Origin of the sequence: Tolypothrix tenuis PCC 7101 (genome assembly GCF_963874875.1) — a bacterium.
Classification (GTDB): Bacteria; Cyanobacteriota; Cyanobacteriia; order Cyanobacteriales; family Nostocaceae; genus Aulosira; species Aulosira tenue.
The window spans coordinates 8,626,618-8,646,156 of the sequence record NZ_CAWNJS010000001.1; the positions used below are offsets into that span (position 1 = coordinate 8,626,618).

12 protein-coding genes and 1 pseudogene are annotated in these 19,539 nt (G+C 42.8%); 5 read left to right on the forward strand and 8 right to left on the reverse strand.

Going from position 1 to position 19,539, the window contains the following annotated elements; all coding sequences use genetic code 11:
• Positions 1-131: 131 nt before the first annotated feature.
• The gene (locus tag AACU25_RS34110) at positions 132-1,052 is read right to left on the reverse strand and encodes an AraC family transcriptional regulator (protein ID WP_096583287.1); all 921 of its coding nucleotides are present in this window, start codon (positions 1,050-1,052) and stop codon (positions 132-134) included.
• A 221-nt stretch (positions 1,053-1,273) separates the two neighbouring features.
• Here AACU25_RS34110 and AACU25_RS34115 point away from each other — a divergent pair, with 221 nt between their 5' ends.
• A complete protein-coding gene (locus AACU25_RS34115) occupies positions 1,274-2,104 on the forward strand; it encodes an oxidoreductase (protein WP_096583289.1) in 831 nt (276 codons plus the stop codon).
• Here AACU25_RS34115 and AACU25_RS37100 read toward each other — a convergent pair.
• The 4 genes and pseudogenes from AACU25_RS37100 to AACU25_RS34125 all read right to left on the reverse strand — a co-directional run bounded on the left by AACU25_RS37100 (position 2,088) and on the right by AACU25_RS34125 (position 5,920).
• A complete protein-coding gene (locus tag AACU25_RS37100) occupies positions 2,088-2,258 on the reverse strand; it encodes a GFA family protein (RefSeq protein WP_479688187.1) in 171 nt (56 codons plus the stop codon). The genes AACU25_RS34115 and AACU25_RS37100 overlap by 17 nt on opposite strands.
• 378 nt (positions 2,259-2,636) lie before the next feature.
• On the reverse strand, positions 2,637-3,152 hold the full coding sequence (locus AACU25_RS37040) for a class I tRNA ligase family protein (protein ID WP_422641123.1): 516 nt from the start codon (positions 3,150-3,152) through the stop codon (positions 2,637-2,639).
• A gap of 48 nt (positions 3,153-3,200) precedes the next feature.
• Positions 3,201-4,562: pseudogene (locus tag AACU25_RS34120) on the reverse strand (class I tRNA ligase family protein); the annotation flags it as partial.
• Positions 4,563-4,732: 170 nt separating this feature from the next.
• Positions 4,733-5,920, reverse strand: coding sequence for an RNA-guided endonuclease InsQ/TnpB family protein (locus tag AACU25_RS34125; protein WP_096583293.1), 1,188 nt, complete (start codon positions 5,918-5,920; stop codon positions 4,733-4,735).
• A gap of 233 nt (positions 5,921-6,153) precedes the next feature.
• Here AACU25_RS34125 and AACU25_RS34130 point away from each other — a divergent pair, with 233 nt between their 5' ends.
• Positions 6,154-7,374 carry a protein kinase family protein gene (locus AACU25_RS34130; RefSeq protein WP_321206714.1) on the forward strand — a complete coding sequence of 407 codons (1,221 nt, stop codon included), beginning with the start codon at positions 6,154-6,156 and terminating at the stop codon, positions 7,372-7,374.
• Between the two features lie 61 nt (positions 7,375-7,435).
• Here the strand turns inward: AACU25_RS34130 and AACU25_RS34135 are convergent, their stop codons facing one another.
• The 3 genes from AACU25_RS34135 to AACU25_RS34145 all read right to left on the reverse strand — a co-directional run bounded on the left by AACU25_RS34135 (position 7,436) and on the right by AACU25_RS34145 (position 11,629).
• Complete coding sequence (locus AACU25_RS34135) at positions 7,436-7,966, reverse strand: DUF6022 family protein (RefSeq protein ID WP_096583297.1); 531 nt, start codon at positions 7,964-7,966, stop codon at positions 7,436-7,438.
• A gap of 75 nt (positions 7,967-8,041) precedes the next feature.
• Positions 8,042-8,860, reverse strand: a complete 819-nt coding sequence (locus AACU25_RS34140) for a helix-turn-helix transcriptional regulator (RefSeq protein ID WP_096583299.1) — start codon at positions 8,858-8,860, stop codon at positions 8,042-8,044.
• A gap of 948 nt (positions 8,861-9,808) precedes the next feature.
• Positions 9,809-11,629 carry a pentapeptide repeat-containing protein gene (locus AACU25_RS34145; protein ID WP_199347336.1) on the reverse strand — a complete coding sequence of 607 codons (1,821 nt, stop codon included), beginning with the start codon at positions 11,627-11,629 and terminating at the stop codon, positions 9,809-9,811.
• Positions 11,630-11,865: 236 nt separating this feature from the next.
• Here AACU25_RS34145 and AACU25_RS34150 point away from each other — a divergent pair, with 236 nt between their 5' ends.
• Genes AACU25_RS34150 through AACU25_RS34160 form a run of 3 tightly spaced genes read left to right on the forward strand, consistent with a single transcriptional unit; the run spans position 11,866 to position 19,526 of the window.
• The gene (locus AACU25_RS34150) at positions 11,866-13,176 is read left to right on the forward strand and encodes a restriction endonuclease-related protein (protein ID WP_096583301.1); all 1,311 of its coding nucleotides are present in this window, start codon (positions 11,866-11,868) and stop codon (positions 13,174-13,176) included.
• On the forward strand, positions 13,169-16,708 hold the full coding sequence (locus AACU25_RS34155; protein ID WP_096583303.1) for a pPIWI_RE_Z domain-containing protein: 3,540 nt from the start codon (positions 13,169-13,171) through the stop codon (positions 16,706-16,708). Before AACU25_RS34150 ends, AACU25_RS34155 begins: the two co-directional genes overlap by 8 nt.
• The gene (locus AACU25_RS34160; RefSeq protein ID WP_096583305.1) at positions 16,698-19,526 is read left to right on the forward strand and encodes a pPIWI_RE module domain-containing protein; all 2,829 of its coding nucleotides are present in this window, start codon (positions 16,698-16,700) and stop codon (positions 19,524-19,526) included. The genes AACU25_RS34155 and AACU25_RS34160 overlap by 11 nt, the downstream gene beginning before the upstream one ends.
• The last annotated feature ends 13 nt before the right edge of the window (positions 19,527-19,539 follow it).

The window sequence follows — 19,539 nt, forward strand, 5'->3', positions numbered from 1 at the left end:
AAAGGGGTTTTTGGTTAGAGATCCAAATGGTCACATGATGCGGATTGTAGAGAAGTAATCAAATGAGTAACCAACAGAAAAATATTGTTACTTTAACGTTAATCGAGAGCGATCGCTTTCGCAGTCAATACTCAAGCAATTCGTAAACGCTCAATATCCTTCATTGGTGGCGCGCCAAACATACGGGAATATTCGCGGCTAAACTGAGAAGGACTCTCATAACCCACTTGGTACGCCGCATAGGTTGCATCCGCATTTTCAGCCAGCATTAGACGACGGGCTTCCAATAGCCTCAACTGTTTTTGATATTGCAACGGACTCATTGAGGTCACTGCCTTAAAGTGCCGATGAAATGATGCAGGAGACATACTCGCTTGCTTTGCCAAATCATCAACGCGCAATGTTTTTGTAAACTCAGCTTTAATCTGTTTAATCACCTCTGCAACGCGCTGCATATGGCTGCCAGAGGTCGCAATCTGCCAAACTGCTTCGTTTTGATCGCCCATCAAAAGACGGTAGTAGATTTCGCGAACGATCATCGGTGCCAGGAATGGAATATCCTGGGGCGTATCCAGAAGCTGCGTGAGTCGGGTGGCACAATCAATCAACGGGATATTAGCATCACTGACAAATAAGCCTCTGACTGAACTTTCTTTTTGAACTCGATTGCACTGGATTTGATCGATAATCTCCCAAAGCCCAGTCGCGTCCAGGCTTAGTTTAAAGCATAGATACGGCTTATTCGGTGTCGCTGCGACAATATTTCCACTAAGTGGTAGATCCACTGTGGCAACAAGATATTGAGCAGCACCATAGTAATAGGTTTCCTTGCCTAGTAAGGTTTCTTTTTTACCCTGAAGAATAATGCAAAACGTCGGTTCATACACAGCGCAGACTGCTGTAGGCGCAGTTGATTCCCGGATAAATTCCAACTGAGCGATCGCCGTTGAATGAATCCCATCCCCCCTGCCATCCGTGTGACGGGTCACTAATTTCGTCAGTTCTTGACAAGCATCTATTGTGGTTTCGTGCTTTCGGGATTCATCTGCCATACTGTGTTCTTGTTAACGCTTAGCGGCGTGTCGTGAGAGAGATATGTCTCACCCTTTTGCTGTGCCTATTATAGAGGATTCTGTTGAGCATCGCCCTACTGCTTGAGAGGATTAGGCAATAACCTGCAAGGTTTGTGTATTTATAACTTCTTTTCTAAAGCCTATGATGAACCCATACCAGAAAGGCAATGAAAGGATAAGGCAATCAAGGAGATCAACCAATGACTCAGAAAACATGGTTCATTACAGGTGCTTCCCGTGGAATTGGAGCCGAAATCGCGAAAGCTGTTTTGAAAGCAGGAGACCAATTAATTGCCACCGCCCGCAACAAGACTGATCTGGATCAATTCGAGTCAAACCCCAATGTATTGACACTGAGCCTGGATGTTACCGACGAGGCTCAGGTGCAAGCGGCAGTTGCAGCAGGATTGGAACGCTTTGGGCAGATCGATGTGTTAGTCAACAATGCCGGATTCGGTGTACTGGGCGGCATCGAAGAAACCAGTGCAGACGAGGTTGAGCAGGTATACCGCACTAATGTCTTCGGGCTGTTGAATGTAACCCGCGCGGTATTGCCCAGTATGCGCCAGCACCGAAGAGGACACATTATCAACCTGTCGTCTGTTGGGGGCTATCAATCCTATCCAGGGTGGGGCATCTATTGCTCAACCAAATTTGCAGTTGAAGGCATTACCGAAGCTCTGCATGATGAGTTAGCGCCTCTGGGCATCCATGCAACTGTGGTCGAGCCGGGATACTTCCGAACCAATTTTCTCGATGGCAGCTCGCTCCAGCGAACTGCAATACAAATTCCTGATTATGCGGAGACTGTCGGTAAAACTCGTGAAATGGCATCCCAACGGAACTATCAACAACTGGGAGACCCCACCAAGCTCGCCCAAGCGATGTTACAGATCGTCAATGCAGATACTCCACCTCTACGCTTACCACTCGGTACAGACACCCTGCAAGTCATTGCTCTTAAAAACGCTTACGTCGAGCAGGAAACAGATCAGTGGCGTGCTTTAGCTGAATCTACTGATTACAGATAGTGGGCGGTTCAACGGTTAGATTTGTGGCATGGCCTGTGCCCGTGCCTTTGCGACACCTTGAGCAGTGGCAATGAACCATTTTTTGGAACGGCGGGTTCACTTCAAATTTCACCGTTCCACAAAGGCAACTACCCTGAATGCTAGAGTTGTTCATCTACCTCCTTGTTCAACTTTCGCATACCCAGCCTATTAATATGTCGGCTTTCTGTAAAAACCTTCTATCTTGAGAGGGATAAATAGTAACTATACCACATGCAAAATTACCAAAGTATGAATTGCCAAAGTAAGGAAACTCATGAGTTCATTTGTTCTTTGTTTTCAAGATATTGATCAAACAAAACTCACCTTTGTTGGGGGTAAAGGCGCGAAGTTGGGGGAACTATCCAGAATTGAGGAAATCGCACGCCCTTGTAGGTACTGGTGGTAGTTATTGGACGATTTAAACACAATCTGCGGTTCGGTTGTGATTGCCAAACCGCAGATTGATTACGGGAACCGAAATGTGCGATCGCTTTCTACAGTTAAGTTGTGTTCAGGTGACAAAGTTAATTACTCGACCGGGAACGTAAACCACACGCCCAAGCTCCTGATTTTTGAGATACCATTGAACTGCTTTTGTTTGTCTGGCGATCGCTATTGCTTCCTGTTGCGAAGCTTGCGGTGAAACGGTAATTGTCGTTCGAGTACGTCCATTGATTTGCACTGCGACTGTTACCTGTTCGGTAATCAAAAATTCTGGCTCGAACTGAGGAAAAGTCTGCTGATGAATCGAGCCTGATTCACCCAATTGTTGCCAGAGTTCTTCAGTTACATGGGGTGCAAAGGGAGCCAACATCAACAGATATGACTTCAATTCCACCTCTGCAATACTCAACTTGGACTGCAACACATTAAAATAACTCATCAAGGCGGCGATCGCTGTATTATATTTCAGCGATTGCATATCTTCGGAAATCTTGTGGATTGTTTGATGTAAACGCCGCTGTGATGCCAAATCTGGGGAATTGGGTTGCAAAGTATTTTTGTGTTTGCTCACCCATTGATACACTCGATCCAAGAATCGCCGGATACCAGCAATCCCGCGATCGCAAAAATCGCCACCTTGGTCGTATGGCCCCAAAAACATCAAGTAAGTCCGCAATGTATCTGCACCATATTCCTCAATGTAGCCATCGGGATTCACCACATTGCCCTTCGATTTACTCATTTTGCCACCCTGTTTAGTCAGCAATCCGTGGGCGCGGAATCGCCGAAAGGGTTCCTCAAAGGGGATATGCCCCAAATCATGCAACACCATTGTGATGAATCGACTGTACAACAGATGCAGCACAGAATGTTCTGCCCCACCAATATACATATCTACAGGTAACCATTTAGCGGTAATTGCAGAATCAAATGGCACATCAGCGCGATCGCAGCAGGGATAGCGTAAAAAATACCAAGCGGAATCCAAAAAGTTATCAGACACATCCGTTTCTCGTCGCGCTGCACCACCACAGCCAGGACAGGTTGTATTGACGAATTCTGGAATGTCTGCCAAAGGGGAATTCCCAGTTCCTTGAGGCAACCAATTCTCAGTTTCCGGTAACTGTACTGGTAATTGCTCCTCCGGAACAGGTACTATACCACAGCGATCGCAGTAAATAATCGGAATTGGCGGCCCCCAATAGCGTTGCCTGGAGATTAACCAATCTCGCAAGTGATACTGTACTGTGCCATCTATTTCGTCACGCCCAATCCAGTTGCGTTGAGCCGTTTTGACTTTTTCTGACCAATCCAATCGCTCCAAATTGTCTAACAATTTTTGAGCATACTGAGTGATTTTGAAAAACCACTGTTCCAATTCTCGTTGAATGACAATGGTATTGCAGCGTTCGCATTCACCGCTAATCACCTGCTCATCGGCAAGTACTGTCTTGCATGAAGGACACCAGTTCACCGCCGCTTTTTTGCGAACGGCTAACCCAGCTTTGAACAACTGCAAGAATATCCACTGCGTCCATTTATAATACGCAGGATCGGTGGTCTGAATTTCGTGATTCCAGCAGAAACGATTGCCAATTCTTTGCAACTGCGTTTCTCGAAATCGCTTCACATTACGGGCTGTCAATTCACGGGGATGAATCCCTTGCTTAATGGCAAAATTCTCGCTGTGAATGCCAAAAGCATCAAAGCCCATTGGCTCAAATACCGCTTTGCCCTGCATCGCCATGAAACGACCATAAATGTCTGCTCCAGTAAAAGCATAGACATTCCCAACGTGCAAACCCTCAGCAGAGGGATAGGGGAACATCATCAAATTGTAAAAAGGCTGAGCAGTTGTTGCTAAATCGACCTCATGCAGTTGTGTCTGCTGCCAGATGGATTGCCATCGAGCTTCGATTGCGCGGTGGTCGTAAGTAAAAGCAGGTGGAATAGAATTGATCGGATCTGTTTGATCCGGCTTTATAGGTCCCAGTCGTGCATCATAAAATTCTCAATGCTTACTTGTAATATTATTGTAATACAATCAATAGAGTTTGTTGCCAAATTCTAGCTAGGGAAGTACGCGCATTTTCGATTCCTGAGATTGGCTACATTGACATCCACTCCCGCTAACCTTGCGGTGTAGCGGGAGATTCCCAAGACTCACGACTTAGGTTTCTGTTTCTTCCCATTACTGGTTTTTCGCAACTGCCCTTTAGACTTATGCCCATCAGGTCTTATGTTCGCTCCACAGACTGTAACGGTGTGTCCCACCGCCAAAATATTTCGACTGGCGTTGATATCCCTGTCGTGGTGTGTTCCGCAGTTGGGACAATCCCACTCTCTGATATTCAACGGCAGTTTATCAACGATATGCCCACAGTTTCCACAGCGTTTAGAACTAGGAAACCATCGGTCAATCTTTACCACTGTTCGACCATACCAAAGAGCTTTATATTCCAGTTGCCTGACCAACTCGCCCCACGCTGCATCACTGATAGCACGGGCAAGTTTAGGATTTTTGACCATGTTCTTAACTGCCAAATCCTCAACTACTATCGTTTGGTTTTCACGAATCAGTCGAGTTGTCAGTTTGTGCAGATGGTCAATTCTTGCATCGGAAATTTTAGCTTGAAGACGAGCTACTTTGAGTCTTGCTTTATCTCGATTGCAGGAAGATTTCTGTTTGCGACTCAAAGACTTTTGTGCTTTCCTCAACTTTTGATAGTGCGCCTCATACGCCTTGGGGTTAGCAATCTTTTCACCCGTACTCAAGGTAACAAGGCTACTCACCCCAACATCCAACCCTACAGCACTATCAACTGGTTGCAAAGTTTCGTCAGTCAGATTATTAATCCGCAAGCTGACAAACCATCGCCCAGAAGGTTCAAGCCTAACTGTGATGGTACTAGGTTCGCACAATGCAGGCAGTTGTCTAGACCATTTAATCGGCAAAGGTTCAGAACACTTAGCCAAGTAGACTTGCCCATCCTTCCATCGGAAAGCAGACTTGGTAAACTCTGCACTACCCCCACTACGCTTCTTTTTGAAGTTAGGGTAATTTGCCCTACCAGCAAAGAAGTTAGTGAAAGCAGTTTGCAGATGTCTCAAGCCTTGTTGCAGTGGTACGCAGCTAACCTCATTCAAGAACTGAAGTTCTTCAAGTTTTTTCCACTGCGTCAACATAGCAGAAGACTGAACATAATCAACCTTCTGTTGTCTCTCATACCAAGCTTCGGTTCTCGCTGCCAAGGCTTTGTTAAACACCAACCGCACACAACCAATTGTCCGGCGCAATATCTGTTCTTGCTCGGTAGTTGGGTAAAAACGGTAGCGGTAGGCTTTTTCCATACTTCACATTTTATCATTAAATCTGTGAAATACCTACAACTCGCTATGCATCAAAGTTTATTTACTCACTCGTCGCTCACCCCGTCACCTGTTTTGGCTTTGCCTAAATTCGGCTCAGGGGTGAAGCTCAAGCGGACTCCCCATTCCTGCGCCAGCGCTGCGGGAGGGTTTCCCTCCGCAGGCGACTGGCATCCTCACTGCCAAGCTGTCGCTGTGGCGGGAGTCTCCTGGGGGTGTTAGATGAGAATCTAGATATTACGGAAAGTCAGCCGGAAAAGCCACTCCATCTAGATTCGTTAACTGCTGACACTCAATGCACTGTAGCTAGACCCAGGAAAATGGCTCAGAATCCTATAGAAATTAGAACCAAGAAATATTTCCACCTCAGTTCACAAATTGCTCAGTTAGATAATGCACAATTGCTTTCTTTGTTTAACAATAGTGAGTCGAATGATTCAAGTACAGGTTGGGGGAGAAATTACACCATAACTCTGGGAGAATCCCAGGTTTTCGTGAAACTTGTTCCTGTGACGGACATTGAATTTGACAACCTCTTTTCTACTAGAAACCTCTATAACTTACCGACTTACTGTAATTACGGCTTAGGTTCCACTGGTTTTGGAGTCTTTCGTGAACTCGTAACCCATATCAAGACAACTAACTGGGTATTAGCAGGTGAAATTGCGACTTTTCCCCTAATGTACCATTATCGGATTATTCCCTTTTCTGGGCAGCGTGCTGATGTAGATAGAGAGCATTACAAAAGTTACATAGAGTACTGGGGTAATAGTGAGAATGCTGGGAAATATTTATTAGATAGAGCAAATGCCAACTATGAATTAGTTCTCTTACTAGAATACATTCCCCATATTTTGGAAACATGGCTACTCTTAAACCCGGACAAACTTCAGCAACCCTTGGATGAGTTACGCACAACGATTGACTTTTTGAGGATGAAGGGAATCATTCACTTTGACGCACATTTTCGTAATATTCTCACTGACGGCGAGCAAATTTATTTGAGCGATTTTGGCTTGGTACTGGACAAAAGTTTTGGGTTAACAACAGAAGAACAATCTTTTTTTGAGCAGAACAAATTTTATGATTACGGCGAAGTTCTGCGAAATCTAGGTCATTTGATTCGCGCACCTTATGATTCATGTTCAGAAAACGACAAACGCAGAATCAGAGAAAAATATAGCATTCAAGAAAGTTTAAAACCTTATGAACAGCGCTCAATATTACTCGACAACATCGAACAAATATATGCTGACGGCGATATCAAGTTAAATGTTTTCTATGTTGCCAGCATTATTAAATACCGTAGCATCATTAAGCTGATGCAAAACTTCTTTGCTGCAATGTGGGATAACAAAAACAAGGATACAAAATTTCCGCACGCAGAACTAGAAATACTGCTCAAAGAGACAGGATTTATCCGTGATGCTGGATAACACGGCGGATAGTTCTCTTTTAATATTATTAATTCCTGCTGTATGCGTGTTTTTGAGAACTTCAATTTTGACTTTGCAAATATTCTGCATATTCAATTTTGAATTCGCGTGCATTCTTGAAATCAGTAGAAAACTGCGAAAGCACTTCTACAACAGCATCTGTATCTGTTTGAGCTAAAGCGATAATTCCGGGCTGTTGAGGGATGCGAAACTGGTTGTGGTCGTGAAAAGTAATGGTGACAATTGTTCCTAGCGAATCTCCTTTTATTGACTTGATAGTACTCCACATCCAACGCTGTTGATTTGTTTCTTCATGATTACCCCATTCTCTAGATATACTAAAATCACCAGGGAACCTCGGGTTTGGATATAAACCAACCTGTTTTATCTGTATATGAACTAGTCGAAACAGGAAATTTAAATAAACTCCATAAGCCATATCTCCCGCTTTGTTAAATGCACGCAATAATTTATCATTATGCTTTTGAATTAAGGTTTCCCAATTGATAGCGATGTGGGCTTCAATGTATTTACCAATTGTAAAAATATCGGTTTTTTGGTTGGCTGATACAAATTCTGTTAATAATTCCATTTATAGAAACCTCACGATTCTGTTGCATCTTAATTTTGGCGTATAAAATATGGGAGGTATTGTAAAAAAATGACCTTAATCTGGTAAGACAATATGGCAGGGATGAAGACCTCGGTGTTTGATATACTCGCTAGGAGTGCAAAGAGCTAAACTGCGGAAGTCGTGGATAAAATGTGCTTGGTCAAAGTAGCCACAAGTGAAAGCGATATCATTCCAATCAGTATGTGTTTTTCCAGCTAATAGAGAAAGAACTCTTCGCAAGCGTTGAATGCGACAAAATAGCTTGGGTGTTAATCCCACATAGTTAGTGAATAACTGACCAAAGTAACGGGGACTAATACCAATTTGATTTGTAATTTCTCTAACTGTGGGTGGATGTAAATTTGCAAACTGATTTAATGCAAAATCAACAACTGGATGTTGTGGGGATGATTGCACCATCATAGTTAGGAGATAATGCTCCAAGATGCGGAAGCGAGTTTCTAATTGGGAAACTTTGAGCAACTTTTCTCGCAATTCGTCAGCGCGATTGCTCCATAATTCATTGAGCGAGATTACCCGATTATGTAATTCTTTGATGGGAATCTGAAAAAATGGGACAGTACCACCAGCTTGGAAACGCACGCCCATAACGGATATCTGGCTGTGCTTGTCAATTATCAAGCTTTGAGAATGGATTCCCAAGATTCTCATGCTGCTTGTACTACCGCATCGTTCCCCGCTGTTACTATCGTACAGAGGTATTGTATTCTCCCGGAGATTTATCAGTAATTCCATTGAGCCAATCGGTAGCAACTTCACCCGTGATGAAGGTAAGTTATCGCCCTCACTCGACCACAAAAATTTGACGAACTTAGATAAAGGCGATCGCGGAATATAAGTATGGTAAATCATCGTTTTTCCTATAGAATTCGCTTTTATTGGGGGAAATTATTTGTGTATTCAGGTGTAAAATTTGTCTCAAATAAATGGTCACACAAACTTTATCTAAAAATGTAAGTTTTTTTGTATTTCCAACACAACTAAGATGCTTCTCAAATAATTAGTTAAGAAGCACCTATGCTTTGAATCATAATGTGAGAAAAATTTTGATCCATAAATTAGAAAAGAGTTAACGAAAATTCAGGCTTTCGCGCTAATCACAAATTAAAACTTTGAATCAAATTATGAGTGAGAGTTAAAATTCTGAATCATAAATAAAGAATGAGTTGAAAAAACACAATTGGACAAAACTTGCACAAAAAATCCCTGACAAAATTGTTCTAACTTAAACTTTCAATTCAAAATATGGTTCAAATACCCATGTTATAGTTCAAAACTTTTGTTTTATTAGATATCTGAGTAAAAATCAAATATTTCATTGAACATGCGATCGCCCAACAACAGAGCGATCGCTAACCTCAAATCGTAGCTGAGTAATAATGATAATCAAGCCAAAGGATTGATACAAATGTTGCTTGTATCAGTCTTTTTATCCCTTATACGATAATCATTATTAGTAAAAAACTCGAATATAAAAAGTGAACTATAAACTGGATACTCATTTCTGAAGCATATCATGAGTTAAAATCTCAATTTTTAGTTCAAATCACAACATTGTCTATCGTAAATAGGGACTCAATTAAGTTGGATTTAAATTTACCCAACAACTTGAATCTTAGCCGCTCTGTTAGAAGTTTCAAGTACTAAAGTAAAACGACAGGAAAACACCAAATATGTGACGATAAGTATATATGCATAATATATTTGCTATATCTTAAAACTCTTCCATCGACTAGTTTTCATATTCTCCTGCTGGCGTAAGTTCTTGCTGATGCTAAAAGAACGCCGTATATTATCAAGCTACTCGTGAGTTGTACTATCCGGCATGATTGCACCAGTGAGCTTTGCATTTTCCAATGTAGCTCCACTTAGGTTTGCGTCTTTTAAATTAGCTTTTTCTAGCTTGGCATGATTCAAGTTCGATCCACGCAAGTCTGCTCCAGTTAGGTTAGCTCCTATCAGGTTCAATCCATAGAGAGTTGCACCACAGAGATTTGCTTTACTTAAATTTGCTCCACTGAAGTTAGCGTTGATACTTAAACCAACCAAATTTACCCCACTAAGGTTAGCACCGCTGAAATTTGGAGCATTAAATTTTGCGTTTTTCAAGTTTGCATTACACAATTCTGCGGCTGTTAAGTTAGTGCAATTTAAGTCTGCTTGCATCAGGTTGGCTGTATTGAGTTTGGCAGCAGTTAAGTTAGCACCAGCCAACTTTGTCTCACTCAATTTTGCTCCACTCATATCCGCTTGAATTAGTTTTGTGTTGCAAAGATTTGCTCTAGTTAAATTCGCACCACTTAAGTTAGCTTCACTTAAATCCGCACCTTCCAGGCTTGCTGAGTTGATGTTTGCCCATTTTAAGTTGGCTCCAGTTAGGTTAACTTGTTTTAAGTCAGCACCAGCTAAATTAGCATTTGTTAATGATGAACACGGAGCTATCAAATAGGCATTTTTTTCAGGAACAAAATCTGTAGGAAAGACAGTATTTTCATTGTAAATCGCTTGTTCTAGATTTGCTCCAGTTAGGTTTGCTCCTTCCAAATTTGCTTCTAAAAGATTAGCATTACTCAAATTAGCATTACTTAAGTCAGCACCAATCAGCTTTGCTTTTCTCAAGTTAGCCCCAGTTAAATTTGCTCCGCTTAAGTTTGCTTCGCTAAGGTTGATATCACAAATATAAGCGCCACTGAGATTAGCTTTTCTTAGTGTTGCTTTCTCTAGATTTACCGAGGTTAGTCTTATCTTTAACAGGGATGCACCGTCTAAGTTAGCTTCACTCAATTTTGTACTATGTAGAGTTGTATCGCTAAGATTTGCTCCAGTCAGGTCTGCTTTACTCAGATTGATATTGCTGAAATTTTTTCCATTCAAATTTATTTTTCTCAGATTTTTCTCAGTAAAATCACGTTCTCTAGCATCATACAAACTTAAGAAGTCTTCGGAGTTAATAGGTATTTCCTGGACTGACTCCTGGGCTGCATAAATTCTATTGGCTAGCCACATCATTCTCTCAATCTTGAAGTCTTGCTCACTAAAAGCTCTGCTATTTTGAGCCTGTTCTTCAGTTATATCAATTAGATTATCTTGCTCTGTTTCGTCAAGAGAAACATTTTCGACAATAGTAACTGTATCTAGTGTTGGTTTTTGCAGTTCAACCCTTTCAAAAAACTTTTTTACTATTTCGTCATCATCAATATCTACTTTCTCAGTAGTTGTGTTAGTAACATCATTATTATTTAAATTATTCAAACTGTTACTCAAAATAGATGAATGATTGAAGTGCTGTTGCAACTCAGCAACTTGTGCAGTTAACTGCGAAATTGCCTCTTCCATACATTGAATCTGCTGTAACTCAGGCCTGTTCTGGAACTCCTGTTTCAAGGCATCAAAATAGTGTTTGAGCCAGGCAATATTTTTCCTTCGCAGATGTTGCTCTGCTTCCAACTGTTCTATCCGTGCAGCTAAAGATGCTAAATCCATTTTTGAGCTAAAGATATTTATCAAATTATTGTCAACAGTTGTGTAATCGATACTACTGAGTACTAACTCAGTAGTTTTTTGCAACCCTACATATAAATATTGCCCAGAATCAAACCCAAAGTAGCAGCCAATGCTCATACAGCAAAACTTAGCTTTGGAAGCATTTGGCTTTGATTCCCATCTGGGAGATCTGGGATTGCTCTTTCAATGGCTTAATGCGTGTGGTGAAAACAGGTATCGCTGAACTGGCATTTTAAGCTTTTCTCTAAAAATGGAAACATTGGAAACTTTATAGAAACATGACAAATTTTTCTTGACCCTGAATGAAGGAAGTGCCAAAATTGGGCAAACAAGCGCGATTAGGAGACTGATCGATGAAAGCCACCAGACATCGAGACAAAATTTTGGCAGCGCTACGGGAATGGTTTCGCATTCACAAACAGGCACCCACTCTGGAAGAGTTCTGTGCTGAACTGGGAATGCAACCCCGTCAGAAAGCAACGCTGCAACGATGGTTGCAGACGATGCGAGGTATCGATGTGGATTGGGAAGATAATGCTGCTCGCAGCCTTCGCTTGCTTACCCCTGACCCAGAAGAACCTGGGCTACAAATACCTGTAACAGAAACATTGCGATATCTGGCCACTGGCTTGACAGAATGGGAGAAACGAGAACCCGAACACAGATCGCATATTCCCAAAGCCCTGCGCGTGGGGATGTCCAGAATGTACTTAACATCTTTGCTCTCTGGAGATGAACAGGCCCCTTCAAACCTGCCAGAATTTTTTGACTGGGCAAAAAAACCAGTTGTTCAATGGAAACCCGCAATAGAGATTAAACACCTTTCGCCGGAAGTCACTTTTATAGAAGATGGGATAGCTTCTGACTTTGCCCTCCAGTGGCAGGTTACGGGTGCTGATGTAGAAATGCAGGTGCAAGAGAAAGTCCTGCAAGATGTTCTGGAATACTGTCGAGCCAACCAACTAGAAGAAAATTATCGCACTTTAAGAAAGCTGATTATTGAGCGTCCTATCCTCCCATACTCTGAATATCGCCGCCTTTTGTCTTCATCTCAATTAAGACCTCTACGCGATTTCTTATTGCAAATCTATGTAGATTTAGTTGACCTAACCAGTGAAAGTACTTACCATTTCTGCCCCCGCTGCAAATATATAATGCGCCGTCGTCGAGATGGAACTTATAACTGTCGGAACATGACTTGTGAACAGCTGAGTGCAAAACTCCGCCTCCCTCCCCAACCGCAAATTCCCAAGCATGAGGCAGAAAATTGGAAAGCTGTTACTCCTGGCGTACATCGGTACGGCACACTGCCAGGAATTTGGGAAATTCAGCTAGCCCAAGCCCTTACAAAACTGGGAGTACGCGTCACTCTTTGGCCGGAGATTGATGAATTCGACTTACTCGTGGAGTTTAGCAAGAAAGTCCGCTGGGCGATTGATGTCAAAGATTGGTCGTACCTTGATGAGCAGCGTTTGAAGAAAGTGCAGTATCGCTTTGATACTACAGAAACCTTTATCGTCTTTCCCGATGAGCGAAATGATGTATTGCGAATTGAGGTGGAACGTCAAAGACTCGAACCTGAATTAGACTCTGTGCGTTTGAAGCTGGTTAGCGAAATTATCTCCCAGGCTAAAAAAATTCTGGAGAAGAAAAATCATGCGTAACATTTCTCAATGGGGCAAGCCATTACGCCAAGCCCTTCGCAAATCACAGGAATTAAAAGCTTATGTAGAAGAGACCTTACCTGATGCGGAGGCTAATCTACAGCAGCGGGAAATAGCACGTCTTGCCTTACTGATTGCTGAGGTCGAATTAGGGTTGACTTTACTGATGGAGGTAGCAAAAGAAGAAAGTGCAACTTCTGTATCAACGTTACTTTTGGGATACCGTTTCCCTGTCGAAGCACTTAAAAGTGATGAAAACTGGCTCCTTGTAAAAAAAGCGCGTTTTTACCTCGTGCGCCGCAAAGGAAGGCAATGGGAACGCTCTTTGGCTGAATATATCAAACTACCTGAAATTATCAGAATATTCAGCTTAAACGATATTAACGATGTTCCCCAATGTATCCCGTCTAGCACCTACCCCCAGCGCTTACAGCTATATCGCCAAACCCTATCAATCACTCCGCAACACAAAAAACGAAAAGTCAAACTAGCAACTTCTGGATACTGGTATGCCAAAGTTTCCCACAATGGTCATTCTCCAGTCGAGGTTCCCATAAATATTCCGGAAACTGTTGCTAATCTTGCGCCTTCACCACAAATATCTTTTCAGCGCACGCGTCAGGGCATTAACCCTAGCTATACCGTTACTTTAAAAAAGTTATGGGAAACTGCTCAAGAAATGGATGAAAAACTAGCGCAAGCTAAGTATGAGCCAGAAAATTATCATCAACGCCTTAAAGGAATTGCCTTAAGGTTATACGACTCATCAATAGATGATTTTCAAGCTTCCCAAGCAGATACCGAACTGGAACTAGAGCAACTTGTCCACATTGTCGGTTTATTGAACGTGGGCAAATCTACACTGCTGGAAGTTCTCATTTACCACTTTGCCAAACAAGGATATCGCTGTGCATTGCTTGTCAATGATGTTGTCGCAGCAGTGCGTATCGCTTCTTTATTTCGAGATGGCTTGGGAATTCTGGCGGCCCCTGTGTTGGGAAGCAGCGATCGCTTGCAACACTTAGAAAAAGTTTATGAACCGATTTTGTCCACCAAGGGTGAAGAAATAGAAGCAGGAGCAATTCACCCCGCATGGCGTTGGTTTAGTCCCGTCTGCCCGCTACTGGCTTTAGTGCCATCAGAGGATAAGTGGGAGTTTGGCGACGAACCCTGCCATAATCTTTACCAAAAACAAACCCTAACTCAGAACGATCATTCCAACGCAGAAGATGAGGATTTAGAAGATTTGGAGGAGGGTGAGACTGAAGATAAATATACCTGTCCCTTTTATTACAAATGTCCGCGTCACCAATTAGAACAAGACATAGCCCAAGCTATGTTGTGGGTATTAACCCCAGCCAGCTTTATTCATACTCGTGTTCCTCTCCAAGTTTTTGCCGAAAAACTAACTTTCGCTGAAGCCGTTTACCGTGAATGTGAGTTTTTCTTCGTTGATGAAGCTGACAGAGTACAGGTACAGTTTGATGAAGCTTGTGCCCCTGATGAAGTCTTAGTGGATGCCTCTGGAAACTCCTTATTAAATAAGTTAGGAATCAAATTTGCTACTACCATTTACAATTCAGATCGCCGCAGCATGGCAGCTGAACTTGTGGCTGCGGCAAAAAGAGCCAATGACTACGCTCAAATTGCTACAGACCTAATTCTCCCTCGACTTCACAACCAGCCAAAACTGGTGGAATGGGTGGGACATAACCCCTTCACAGGTCGTTCGCTGTTCGCCCATATTATCCGCGACATTCTGGAAACACCGGAAACTGAGGAACAAGAATTATCTCCCCAGTTCAGCCGAGCCGAACGCAGCAAACAACGGCATCAACGGATAGAGGCGGGTTTACCTCCTGAAGAGGAACGCCAGCGCCGTAAAAAAGTCATGCAAACACTAGAGGGATTTTTGCAATCTCCCCTGAATCGACGGCAAGGAGGAGAACTTTCAGACCTTGCCTTGAGCCTACTTAGTGCCGAAAATGATGCTTTGGCATTAGCTGAGGTTGCTGATTGGTTGCACAAATGGTTGGAATCTCTAGGAATTTCTATTGAAGAAAAAACCAAGTTTGAAGAAGTTAAGCGCCATATGCACTTAGCTATCCTGGTGACGGTACTCAACGACAGACTGGGTTTTTTAGTTGACAACCTCAACGCACTGATGCGGGCGCGGGTCATTGATCTACACGATACTAGTTTGGCTTTAGTGTATCGCCCACCCCGTGACTATCTGCCAGTTGTGCCATCTTCACCAGTTGGCAATATCTTGGGTTTTAGATATACCCGTGACCGCAGCAACATATCTGGTGGGAAGTTAGAGTATTTCCGCTATGTTGGGCTGGGTCGCTATTTACTGCTTAATTTCTCCACTCTGTTTGCTGTTGATGGTTGGCAAGGCCCCCATACAGTGCTGATTTCAGGTACGAGTTACGCTCCAGGAACACCTGCTTATCACATCACAACCAAGCCTACTATATTGCTAGAACCTGCTAGTGATAATGACACTGCTGGTGACGCAGGAATTAGCGAAAGTGAATTTTTCTTCAAACCTCAACAAAACACAGCAGGATATCATATTGCTTTGTCTGGACTGCCGCCTGCTGAGAGAAAAAAAGCTGCTGATGATATGGTTAAAGCTATTTGTCGCAGCCCTGGAGAAGCCAAAAGCTTTATTGCTGAGTTATTTGAAACGTTAAAAGAGAAAGAACACAAAGACCCAAAACGGTGGAAAGATCGCCAACGCTTGCTGCTGATCACTAATAGCTATAACGAAGCAGAGTTGGTTGAATCGATTTTAAAACCCCTTTACCGCGTTGAAAATCTTGATGGCATTACCACCCTACGCCGTGACAATGCTCCTGCTCACTTGAGTGGTATCCGTCGGGGAAAAATACGAGATGTCGCTAAACTTCCCACTCAGATTGTCGTTGCTCCTTTAATGGCACTGGAGCGGGGTCACAATATTCTCAACGAGAACCGGATAGCTGCATTTGGGGCGGCGGTATTCTTGAGCCGACCAATGCCAGTTCCTGATGACTGGCAAACTACCGTCCAGCAGCTTAATCATTGGGCACTGGAAAGGTCTGCCGATTTGAGTCTTTATCAAGCAATGCAAAAACGAGGTGATGCTCTGACGCTGAAGAATGTAGAAAATGAGTTCTACCAATATGCGGTAGCAAAGATGCTTGACTTGAACTGTCGAGCAATGTCCTTCAAGCAGTTGACCTATGATGAACGGTCTGTACTCTGCTGGACGCAATTTGTAAGTATTTGGCAAATTGTTGGCCGCTTAGTACGGGGTGGTGTACCTTGCATTGTCCATTTTCTAGATACCAAGTTTGCACCTAAATCAGTTGACAGCCAACTCGATAGTGAAGTCACCTCACTTTTAGTTGGCATTATTCAAGAACTTCAACTTGCTATAGATGCACAAAGCAACCAACCTTGGCAAAGAAGTTTAGCCAAATCGCTGTACGGAGCTTTCTTCAGAGCACTCAAAACAACAAAGGGATTACATTATGAGTTTTAAATATATTCTTCCTGGAGCTTGGGAACTGACTCAGGATGAGCAATACGAGCTTTTTTCTCTTCATGCTCCTATAGCTTGGCAGCAAGTTGCTAAATCTCTGGCGCAAAAACGTGTCAAGCTTCTTGGTAAAGGTTATCCTTCCGTCCCTGTCTACTCTCTTGACCGTATTATCTCTGCGAGTTTTCCCAGAATCGTTCAGACAGTTCGTCATGGCTGGCAACGCCCTGGTGTCCCTTGGCTATTAGCCGCGGAACGCGCCGAGCTTTTCGATTTACCTGGGTTGATTAAAGATTGGTTGCGTGAGGAATTTAGCAATTACTTAGGTGATGATGAAGTCGAGTCTATTTTCGACAAACTTGATGATAGTGCTTGGCAATGGGAGGAAGAGCCGACAATCTATCCCTTGCAACTGCCAGCAAAAAACCCATACAACATAGATATTCGTTTTCAGGCAATTCCAGACTACTTGGCTATGAAATTTCTGGAAAAGCCACAGGTTATTTTCGGTTGGGACAATCAGTATCAACTTACTTTTTATCGAGTGGTCAGTCTTAACCAAGGAGCCGAACTCATGTCATGGCCTCCCTCACAAGTTCCACTCATTAAAAATCAAAAATCTGTTGGCACTGCCAACATTTCTTTTGTCATCAACTTCAAATTGCAGACGGTTCCTTGGCGCAATCAACCAATTATTTACCATCAACTTTCAATTCGACGATGGATTACCGAGCCTAAGGAAAGTCTACCTTACAGAGGTGTTACCGCTTTTATTGGTGATAATCGACGCTGGTTAGATGGCAAGAGTCAACCATTCTGCTTCATTCCTCTGGCAATCAAGCAAACGATGACATCACAAGGGAGGGAACCAAGATGGCCCAGAGCTATTAGCGAGTTACTTAAAATTAATGACTCTCCACTTCCAGATCCTAACACCTTAGCTAGTGAACCAGTTTACAATTGGTCAGCATTTGCTCCCGATCCGATTGGTATACAAGCTGCTATTGCTTATGACACTCGCTATCGCGGCGATGTACCTTGTCTTCCCGGTGTTAGTCCACTGGATTTAGCAAGTTTAGATAGGGCTATTCAAAATCTAATTGAGCAAGAGAATTTCCCTGTTCGTCGAGTTGGTGAAGCTGTAAAGAAATCAGGTGTATATCTGCCTTTCTGGGGAACAGGAAAACCACAAAAGAAAGGTAGTAAAGAACTGAAAAATCCTGACGATTTATCTACGCCAATGCTGCGATCCAAAATTGCTGCACCTGTAACATTTAGTTCGTCAGAGAATTCGCCTAACACGATATTAATTCTTTGGGAAACTAAAGAATGTCGAGATGCGTTGATTGCTGAAATTTGTAAGTTACTTTTATTGTTACCCAAAGGGGAAGCAAAAACATATGAAACTATTCCTGGTATAACAGGAGAAGAAACTATTTATGAAAGTCCTTACGGCTGTCTGCATATTAAAACTCAGCATGTCTTAGACCTCACACAGATATTTGATGTTGATAACCCTTCTGTGGCAGGTAATAACAGACAACAACGGCGCATTAATTTAATGGATAAACGCATTCATCAAATTATTTCATATTTACCTAAACCAGAGGGATTAAGCGGTGCCTTAATAGAAATTAAGCCCAAACCTTTGATTCCTGAATCAGATCCCAAGCTAGCATTGCGGATTGGGGTGATGCAAGCAGGCTATGTTAATCAGCATATACACGCATTAACAAATCGTAAAAAGAATGGCGAGGAATATGTCACCAAAGATGCTCCAAATCGAGTACAAAGAGCCGTATCGGACTTAATAAGACAATTTGGGATTTTGCCTGCACCTTTAATCGACACTGAAAAGGATGGCATAGATCCAAATATGTGGTTGACTTGTTTCCATGTTTTACGCCGCACTCGAAAAACAACAGCTAATAATAAAGCTTTCACTGTGGCGCTAATGGTACGAGTGAACCCAGTAACGGGAACCGTACAGGTTACTACCCCTTATTTATTTGCTACCCAAGGCTGGGTAGTCTATCCAGAAGCACTTGGATACCTACTGAATGAAAAATGGAACCCTGATTCCTCTGCTGATGAAACATCTAGTGACATTAGCAACGAACAACAGTCTGGCGATATTAGAAGCGAACAGCAGCTTCTTAGTAAATTTGTGACTGACTGTCTGCGCGATTGTTTAAATACTCCAATTGCAGATGAAAAACTTGAGCGCGTGCTATTCATGGCAGAAGCACAAAATGCCCGCCAAATGCTGACGTGGCTGAGAAATCCTGAACTACCAGCCAACGATTTACCTGATGAATTTAAACGTCACATGACTGAATCTGAAATCAATCGTCTTTTGGTTGTCCGCTTACGCTTTGGAGGTGGAGGTGAAGTTCCGCTAGGTATTGTTAAAGGTTCTCCTGGTAGCAGAATCAGTAAGGGTGGTGTCTTCTGCTGGCAAGATGTTTGTGACGATAAGGAGACAGCACTTTACCTAAGTCTTAGAGAACTGTTAAATACCGAACAAGGTACAAATACATTACAGCAGAAACAGTCCCGGCTTGATAATGGCAAGTTACAAGCAGGAAACCCCAAGCCATTGGAAATAGCCATTATTCATCACCCAGGAATAGAACGCGATCAATTAGCTTGCTTTGTCCATAATCTTCGGGGTCGCTGGCCTTACTTTGCTCATGATGTTTCTCTACCTTTTCCGTTTCCTCTGGCGACTTTAGCTAAGGAGTATGCGGTCAGTGCTAGGGATGTGGTGGAATTCGTTGACTTAGAAGACTTGGAAGAATCAGCGGAATCAGTTGATTAAGTGGTGTCAGTAG